This is a genomic window from Capnocytophaga sp. oral taxon 329 str. F0087, from assembly GCF_000213295.2.
Lineage (GTDB): Bacteria > Bacteroidota > Bacteroidia > Flavobacteriales > Flavobacteriaceae > Capnocytophaga > Capnocytophaga leadbetteri_A.
This window is the reverse complement of record NZ_KN390056.1, coordinates 1-8,584: the sequence shown is the minus strand read 5'-3', so window position 1 is coordinate 8,584 and position 8,584 is coordinate 1. Positions and strand designations below refer to the sequence as shown.

Genomic DNA, 8,584 nt, shown 5'->3' with positions numbered 1-8,584 from the left:
TAAAAATCAAGGAAACGTTAACTTATTGAATAACAATCAGCAAAATTAAAAGTTACCTTTATGAATTGAATCTGCCAATTTTTTAGAATTAGCAAAAAACCGCTATACTACTAAGTATTACAGTACCAAACACATTAGCGATGAGGATATTGCACAACTCAAAGAGATTTTGCGCCTTGCCCCCTCGTCTATCAATTCACAGCCTTGGCAATTCGTTTTTATAGACGATGCTGCTACTAAAGAAGCGTTTGCCAAAGTGTCGCTTAATAATGCAGACCGCGTGCGCAATGCCAGTCATTTGGTGGTGTTTATGGCCAATAGGTCGCTACCTTCGTTTGAGAAGAGATTAGAAAAGTCCACTACCGAAATGGCACGTGTTGGCTTTTATCAAAAGGTACAAAAACCTAAAGGCGATGTAGCCCTTTACACGTGGATAAACAATCAGGTGTATATATCGTTAGGGTTTTTCCTCAGTGCTTGTGCTTCTATGGGCATCGATAGCACTCCTATGGAAGGCATTCTCGGTGCTGAATACGACAATCTTCTTGGCGATGCTGATTATACCGCTCTTTTTGCGGTGGCTATAGGTTATCGCGACCCTGAGGATAGCAATCAGTTGCATTTGCGTCCTAAATCTCGCTTACCTTTAGAAGAGGTAGTAAAGGAGTTTAAAATAAGCTGATTTGTCGATTTGTCAATTAGTAAATTTGCCGATTTGTCAATGGTATTAACCCATTGATAAATCGGCAAGTTTGTTAATAGGTAAAAAGTTTGTGTGACTCACTCTAAAATGCATAGAAGAAGTCAGCCCCGCCATCTGTTTTGAGCAATTGTTGGGTTGTATTTGTTGTAGGATTATAGCTAAACAAACCTCGTTTGTCTGTACCCGATACCCCAAAAATTACTTCGTTATTATTTCTACCAATAAACACGCTGTGGCTATCAGTATAAGGAATACCATCAATTTTCTTGATAGTTTTAGCGTTGAGGTTTATCGATACGGCAATCCCATTTTTATCGGTGAAAGGGTCTTTTATATTGAGTTCAGAAACACCTACAAAAGCTACCGCCTTGCCATTGCCTAAGTATTCTATACTATAGATAGTAGCAGGTTTGTATGTAGTACCTTCAATAATAGTACTTGAAATATCCCAACTCTTACTGCTATCAAACTCGGTAGCCGATATAGTAGCACTTTTAGGAATGCACACTAATCCTGAATGTTTATTGGCAGGATTAAAACCAAAATAACCAGCACACATTATGTATATATCTTTGTTTTCGGTAGTGAAAATACAAGTTTTATACGAGGGTTGCGAAGGCATAGCCAAATGGCTGGTGGTTTCTGAAATTACTTTTTCTACAAGATCAGTTTGTGTGTTGATAATGAGTACATCGCTTTGTAGGTGGTCAGCATAAGGAGCATAATCAGGACCTAATTGTAATAATGGTAGATAGTAATAACCATCGCGCACTACACCATACCCAGCATCCGGACTACTATCAGCGTGTGCATACTTCTGTATATCTATTTCGCCTGTTTTTTCCATTGTTTGTGGATTGACAATCCATACTTTAGGTGCGTTGTATAAAGGTAGGTAGGCTTTAGTATCGCTTATTTTTATCAGGTTGCAGGGCATAGAGTGGGCAGGAGTATTGAGGTTCTTAGCCTCACTAAGCTGTTGGTTAGCAGGGTTGTATATAAATTTTCTAACACCATAGCTACCATCAATAGCATCCATCAAATAGACTTCGTTGCCGTATGTCATTACGCTCGACATATAGGGCGCTTGTATGGCTAGTTTGCTGTCTAAAGCAGTGGTAGCGTTGAGGTCATTGGTGAGCTGTAGGTAAGAACTACCGCTTTTGCCATCGGGGTTTTTAAAGGTAGTTTTTACCAAATATTTTCCTGTACCTCCTTGTGGAGTATTTACAGAATTATTATTGTCGTCTTTTTTGCAAGACAAGCTTAGCAGCGCAAGACTGCAGAGGGTTAAAATTACTTTTTTCATTTTAGTTTATATTTATGGTTAATAAATCAGCCAATCGTCAAATTAACCACTCTTTGGTTAAATCGCTTATAAAAATAAGGAATCTTATAGAGCATTCTAAAAATAAAAGGATAACGACCTTTGTCGTACTCGCTCATATAGTACTCTTTGGTCAAATGTATTTTAGGGTGCCAACTTTCCATTACAGCACTCTCTTTCTCACTCCATTGAAATTCAGGACGTCTATCCTTATCCATTGCTCCCAAACTATCGTGTTTTTTGGCGTGCCCTACTAAGGCGTAGGCGAGCATATCAAACACAAAAGTAGCTTCAGTAAGTTCATTGCAGAGTTTTACCATAAAATCTTTTACTTCTTTTTGGGTGAAGTACATCAGCACACCCTCTACTATGATAAGCAGCGGCTTGTGGTAGGCTTGCACGAGGTCTATCCACGCCGGACTGAATAGCGACATCGGTAAGAACGTCCGTATATCAGTCTCTTCAAAATACTTACGGCGCAGCTCAATGGCTTCGGGCAGGTCGAGTTCGTACCAATGGGTTACTGGCGGACAGCCCAAACGCTCATAGCGGGCATCGAGTCCTGCGCCCAATTGTATGACTACCGCATCGGGGTGAGCGGCTATAAAGGCGCGTGCCTCTTCGTCTATAAGATTAGCACGCACACACACGCCTGCTTGCGAGAAGCTAGCTTTTTTAAATTTGCTGAAATCATAATCTATCTTGCTGATAATTTCAGCAGCTTTTTCATCGCGCAATAAAGGGTTGCGATGTTCGTTTTCAGTTGCTTTTGCCCATAGGGTTATGAGCATTGTTTCAGGTATTTTATCCATAATCTAAAATATAACTCTTAATTTTATTCCCCCATTAATACCAGGTAGCGGACGGTTAAATTCTGATAAAGTCTTTTCGTTCGTTACATTGCGCAATTTACCCGATATAAAAAGCTTGTTGTTCAGAAAACTGTGTTCAAAACCTATATCAAGAGTAGTGCTGCGCGGTATACGGCGTTTCTGCAACTGGGTCATTTCAAAATCGTAAAAATATTCTTCTACGAAAGCTACATCAGCAAACAGACGCGTATTCTGACCGCTACCGCCAAAAAGGTTTTCACGGTGAAACTCTACCCCTGCATTTGCCATTAGGTAGGGTATGTTGGGCATACGCTTGCCTTTGGTAGGATTGGGCACGGTGCTGGCAGGCTCGTAATCGCGAGTATCGCGCAGGTCTTGGTAGGTAGTATTCACATAGCCGTAGAGCGAGGGTAGCACATCGGCTTTAGCTTCAAACTCCATACCTAGAGTGCGCATCTCCCCAAAATTCTGATACTGTGCCCCTATCAGTCCAGAGGTATAGCGTATCATATCTTGCAGATACATATAAAAGAAGTTCATTTCTATCTGCGCATTGCTGCGGTGCTTGCCTGTTAGGTCAAACAGAACCCCTATATTGGCGCTGGTGTTGCGTTCAGGCAATAGGTCAGCACTGGGCACTACACTAATACCATCTCCCAAAAGCTCTGTTTCCGAGGGAATACGCACCTCATAACCTGCCGATAGCTTACCCATTAGCGAGGGCAAAAACCGATAGCGCAAGGCGTTGTTCACTCCCCAATTGCTCTTGTGTACATCTACATCATACTTACCAGGTACAAACAGCGGTGCCATTTGGGTATGCATAGTGTATTGGTAGTAACGCAAGGTGAGCGAATTCAGAAATACATCATCAAGCGAACGCAGGTCATAGGTAAGACCACTCACCCAGCTGTGCATATGCGAATCAAAATTCACCTGCTTGCCTAAGCTACGCGTCTTCAGCTCATCTTTAGGGGTACCTTCTGCTATAGAGAGTACACTGTTGAAGTTAAAAGAATGACGTTCGTTTATGATATACTCTAAGTTCGTTTTGTTGATGAAGGAGAGTTTTTGGTCGTCAGAGTCCGAAGGGAAGTTATAACCCACCTCACCACCATAGCGCGAAGGGGTAGGGTAAGAGGTACCGTCCCATTCATAGCGACGAGTAGCTTTATCGATAAAATTCATTTGGGTGAGTACCACCCCGTTGAACATATCAAAGTTAAGCCCTTCGGTAAGGAAATTGTCTTTGGTAAGTTTGTTAGCCAAACCTGCCATTAGCGATTCGCTATAGGCTTCGCGTATGTCGTACTCTATACCTTGCACTTCTTTGTAAGTCTTCACCACTACCGGTTCAAACTCTACCTCGTCAAACCACCATTTTTTAGCCTTAAAACTCCCCCCGATGATGTATTTGCGATACTTATCGTGGTTGCGAGTGATGCGTAATCCCTTGCGGTAGGGCGAATCAAAAGTATAGTTATTATCAGAAGTAGTATAACCACCCCCGATACCAAAAACGAGTCCGCGTGCTTTCAAATTGCGTTTGAAGACTCCTTGCGCCTTGTGAGTGTTGAAACTCTCGTAACCATAGCTGAGGTCGGCATATTTATCAGGGTACTCGCGAATTACGATATTGATAGCCCCACCCAAAGACGACCCCCCAAAGCGAGCAGGTACCACGCCTTTGTAAATCTCAATGCGGTCTATCATATCCACAGGAATATCGTTGATGTCTAAATAATCGGTCTGCTCAGTCATTGGCAATTCATCTATAAAAAAACCAATGCGCTTGCCCTCTAAGCCTCGTACCGAAATACGCGAACTACTCCCTACGCCTCCAGAAGTCCGCAGTGTGATGCCTACCGTCTTGGCGAGGATATCTTGCACATTGCTCACCGTACCCCGCATATTGCTCATATCAATTACCGTGATAGGCATACTCTCTTCTTTTTTCTGATGCGCTATAGTCTTTGCCGATACTATTACTTCGCTTATTTGCTCAGCTTGCTCTTTTAATGATATGTCTATGCGCGTTTGTTGTCCGGTGCTTACCTTTTTAGTAGCAGTTTGATAACCTAAGTAACTGAATAGTAGGGTGTAATTACCTTTTGGCACACCAGCCAACTCATACTCTCCATTAGCATTAGCAATACTCCCTTTCTTCAATTCTTTAATGTAAACAGTAGCTTGAGGCAAGGGGATACCCGTACTTTTGTCAGTAATGGTACCGATGAGTTTATACGTAGTCTGAGCCGATACTGAAGCAGAAATTAACAGCAATAAATAAAAAAATCTGTTCATAAATTTGCTTGTTTGGTATAGATTATTTACTTTTGTTCTAAACAATGAGTTTCAGAGGACAAAAGTACAGCAAAAACACACACGAGACTTTAATCTTATTAGCAAAGATTTTAATTTGAATGGCTATGATAAATGAAGTAACATTACCGTTGGTAACCAATGAAGAAGAAATACTTACTTATTACGAAGGGGTAAGCGAGCAAATAGCTCATTTTCAGTTAGAACAACAAACCTTAGGGCATTATACTTATCATCGTTGGCAAGCGCAAGTAAAACAAGAGGCTACTTTCGAAGGGCGTATGGATATCCCTTCTTTGCGCCTGTATTTTGTAACCCAAACCTGCAAAGGCATTCAGATAGAGGTAGATAAATCTATTTCCACTGCCAAGGCAGGAACGCATAATATCTTTTTCGGACGTGAAGAATGCACAGGCAAAGACTTTTTTCATAAAGGCGATACTATAGAGGTCATTACCTTAGCCATTAGTGCCGAGCAGTTTGAGCAGATAGCTACTCAGTACCCCGAAACCTTTATGAGTTGGTATGAGCGTTACCAGCGCAGCGGCAACTTTATCCTTTCACCCGATTATGCTCTGCCTACTACTTTCGCTATGCAAACAGCGCTAAGCCAATTGCAGCAAGCCTCCTTATTGGGCAAGGCTTCCCGCCCTTATGCCGAACTCAAAGTACAAGAACTTCTCCTCTTGCAGCTCTATCAATACGAACAACAGCAGTGCCAAAGTTGCCAGTATTGCAAGACCCAAACCGATGTACAGAAGATGTACGAAGTGCGCGACCGCCTTACAGCACAATTAGAGGCCACCCCCTCTATTACCGATTTAGCCCGCGCAGTAGGTATCAACGAAAAGAAGCTGTGCTACGGCTTTAAAGAAGTGTTTGGCAATACCGTCTTTGGGTATTTATACGATTATAAGATGACTTTAGCGCGCCAGCTACTCCTCCACACCGATAAGACCATCAGCGAGGTCGCTCTCGCCTGTGGCTACGACTATCTGTCGCATTTCTCAACAGCCTTCAAGCGCAAATACGGCATCAATCCCAAACAGCTCAAAAATTAACCATTAAAAAAGCCACAGCTTTAGGCTATGGCTTTTTCGTTCTTAGTTAGTGAAAGAAATAATAATAATTTTATTTGTCAATAGACCCTACTACGCGCTTCATAAAGCTGTTTAGGGCTTCTTTCTGCGGAGTGCCGGATTTTATCATATTATCCACCTCAATAGCTCCGTAGAAATTAGAGAGCAATTCACCTATTACGTCAAGCTCCTCATCTTTGAGTTGCTCACATTCGATGAGATTTTCGAGAGTCTCTACCGTCTCATTCACATAATCCTGATCGTTGGTTTCTATAAACTGAACGATGTGTTTAATTACCGGTAATCTCATCTATAAATTGCTTTAAAATTTCAGCTTTATTAGTTTGTACTTGGTTTACCAAAGCACCGTTTTTAAAAGCCGCAAAAGTAGGTAGGTTATCCACTTTAGCCAGTTTGCGCGATTCTGTAAACGCTTCAGCATCTACATATACGAAAGTAGCATTAGCGGTTTCACTAGCGTACTTCTTAAATTTCGGTTTCATTATTTTGCAGTTGCCGCACCATCCAGCGCCAAATTGTACGAATACAAGCGGATTAGCAGCTACTACTTCTTGCAAGTTATCTTGGGTTAGTTCTGTCATAGTGATAAATTTTAAGTGAGTGAGTCTTTTAGTCAGTGCAAAAATAGATAGGTTTACAATGATTAAGTTATTATGAAAGATAAATTAGTGCGATGCTAAATAGCTAGCAACTCCTTTGCGGTCAGCATTCATTGCATCTTTACCTTCTTCCCAGTTAGCAGGGCATACTTCACCGTGTTGTTGTACGTGGGTGTAAGCATCTACTAATCTAAGGTATTCTTTTACGTTACGTCCTAGAGGCATATCGTTGATGCTTTCGTGAAAAACTTTACCTGTTTCGTCTATTAGGTAAGTAGCGCGGAAAGTAACATCATCACCTTCTAAAAGGTAAGCGTCAGCTACTTCGTCATATACCTCGTTAGAGTCAAGGATACCAAGTGTACGAGCAAGGTTGCGGTTGCTATCAGCCAAGATAGGGTAAGTAACACCCTCAATACCACCGTTGTCTTTAGAGGTATTTAGCCAAGCGAAGTGTACTTCAGCAGTATCGCAAGAAGCGCCGATAACCTTTACGTTGCGTTTTTCAAATTCAGCCAAAGCCTCTTGAAAAGCGTGTAGCTCAGTAGGGCATACGAAAGTAAAGTCTTTAGGATACCAGAAAAGGAGTACTTTCTTTTTGTTGTTTACGGCTTCGTTAAGCACGTTTATTTTGAATGTGTCCCCAAGGTCGCTCATAGCGTTAACCTCAATGTTAGGGAATTTTTTTCCTACGAATGACATATTTATTATGTTTTTATGGTTTATTTTTCTGGCGGCAAAATTACTATCATTTTTTATTGAAGAAATAGTTTTCTAATTGAAAGAATTTATAAAGCGATAAGTTTTGCTGATTTATAACAAAACTTTATAAGTAACAAAGCATAAAAAAGGTTGCCCAGACTTCTGAGCAACCTCTTTCTATATTCTATTAGATGATTAACTTCCTAAGGTATACCAATGTACGCCTATCAAATATTGAAACTCCGCTGAAAACGACAACCGTACGGCAACTACCAGCAGAAAAGTCAATGCCGATAAGCCTATCTTCTGGTACGTCTTGCTCACGGTGGCAATGAGCATTCCTAATAAAAAAGCTGCCCCTGTGCTCACAATATAAATCAGAGCTAAACTGAAATGTGCATCAGGCAGACTCCCTGCAATAAGCATTAACCCCGTAAACGGAAGAACAATGCGTAAGGCACTTTGTAGGCATTCTTGGGGTCTCTCTCTTACAAAGAGATAACTCATAATCACTACCCCTGTTAAGTACAGCGGTAGGGTTACCAAATGATCTCCATAGGCTATTGAATTTATAAACAAGTAAAGTGCAATAGCTGAGATAAGTTCTAAAAAGATTTGTACTGATTTTTTCATAATAAAAATGATTAATTATGGGAGTATTAGTTCTTTTCCTTCTTCTGGATTAAATATTTTAGAATTTTGCGACAAAGTTATAAGATATTCTCTTCTCTGTCAAGTAAGTTAGCAAAGTTTAAGATTGTTTTAACTTTTAATTGTGGACTTTGTATTGTTTTTAATGAAAAACGTGTTTAAACTTTTTTGAGGAACTTGGATATAAACCCTAATAAAAGCATTCCAATCCAAGTTACATCAAGATACTCGTATCTCATTATCAAACCTTTACCATTTGGTATCGCCTCCATATATTTTCATAGTGCTGCGATTACCTTCTTTTAGTATAAAGCCATCTTTTCTTAAGAGGGGGTATAGATTCCACT

The 8,584-nt window shown here is 40.7% G+C and carries 9 protein-coding genes; 2 read left to right on the top strand and 7 right to left on the bottom strand.

What is annotated here, in order from left to right; translation table 11 throughout:
• Positions 1–64 precede the first annotated feature (64 nt).
• Complete coding sequence (locus HMPREF9074_RS10710; RefSeq protein ID WP_034540731.1) at positions 65–682, top strand: nitroreductase family protein; 618 nt, start codon at positions 65–67, stop codon at positions 680–682.
• A 103-nt stretch (positions 683–785) separates the two neighbouring features.
• Here HMPREF9074_RS10710 and HMPREF9074_RS10705 read toward each other — a convergent pair whose 3' ends face one another.
• The 3 genes from HMPREF9074_RS10705 to HMPREF9074_RS10695 are packed head-to-tail and all read right to left on the bottom strand — an operon-like array spanning position 786 to position 5,167.
• Complete coding sequence (locus tag HMPREF9074_RS10705; protein WP_009388486.1) at positions 786–2,012, bottom strand: hypothetical protein; 1,227 nt, start codon at positions 2,010–2,012, stop codon at positions 786–788.
• A gap of 26 nt (positions 2,013–2,038) precedes the next feature.
• Positions 2,039–2,842, bottom strand: coding sequence for a class I SAM-dependent methyltransferase (locus HMPREF9074_RS10700; RefSeq protein ID WP_009388485.1), 804 nt, complete (start codon positions 2,840–2,842; stop codon positions 2,039–2,041).
• A gap of 3 nt (positions 2,843–2,845) precedes the next feature.
• Positions 2,846–5,167 (bottom strand): TonB-dependent receptor, encoded by a 2,322-nt coding sequence (locus HMPREF9074_RS10695; protein ID WP_009388484.1) that lies wholly within the window; start codon positions 5,165–5,167, stop codon positions 2,846–2,848.
• Positions 5,168–5,286: 119 nt separating this feature from the next.
• Between HMPREF9074_RS10695 and HMPREF9074_RS10690 the strand changes: the two genes are divergently transcribed.
• Complete coding sequence (locus HMPREF9074_RS10690; RefSeq protein ID WP_009388483.1) at positions 5,287–6,246, top strand: helix-turn-helix transcriptional regulator; 960 nt, start codon at positions 5,287–5,289, stop codon at positions 6,244–6,246.
• A 70-nt stretch (positions 6,247–6,316) separates the two neighbouring features.
• On the opposite strand, the gene HMPREF9074_RS10685 is transcribed toward HMPREF9074_RS10690, so the two are convergent.
• The 4 genes from HMPREF9074_RS10685 to HMPREF9074_RS10670 form a co-directional block, all read right to left on the bottom strand.
• A complete protein-coding gene (locus HMPREF9074_RS10685; protein WP_009388482.1) occupies positions 6,317–6,574 on the bottom strand; it encodes a DUF6952 family protein in 258 nt (85 codons plus the stop codon).
• Positions 6,555–6,866 carry a thioredoxin family protein gene (locus HMPREF9074_RS10680; protein WP_009388481.1) on the bottom strand — a complete coding sequence of 104 codons (312 nt, stop codon included), beginning with the start codon at positions 6,864–6,866 and terminating at the stop codon, positions 6,555–6,557. Before HMPREF9074_RS10680 ends, HMPREF9074_RS10685 begins: the two co-directional genes overlap by 20 nt.
• Before the next feature lie 84 nt (positions 6,867–6,950).
• Positions 6,951–7,586 carry a peroxiredoxin gene (locus tag HMPREF9074_RS10675; RefSeq protein ID WP_009388480.1) on the bottom strand — a complete coding sequence of 212 codons (636 nt, stop codon included), beginning with the start codon at positions 7,584–7,586 and terminating at the stop codon, positions 6,951–6,953.
• Between the two features lie 195 nt (positions 7,587–7,781).
• Positions 7,782–8,219, bottom strand: coding sequence for a hypothetical protein (locus HMPREF9074_RS10670; protein ID WP_009388479.1), 438 nt, complete (start codon positions 8,217–8,219; stop codon positions 7,782–7,784).
• Positions 8,220–8,584 lie beyond the last annotated feature (365 nt).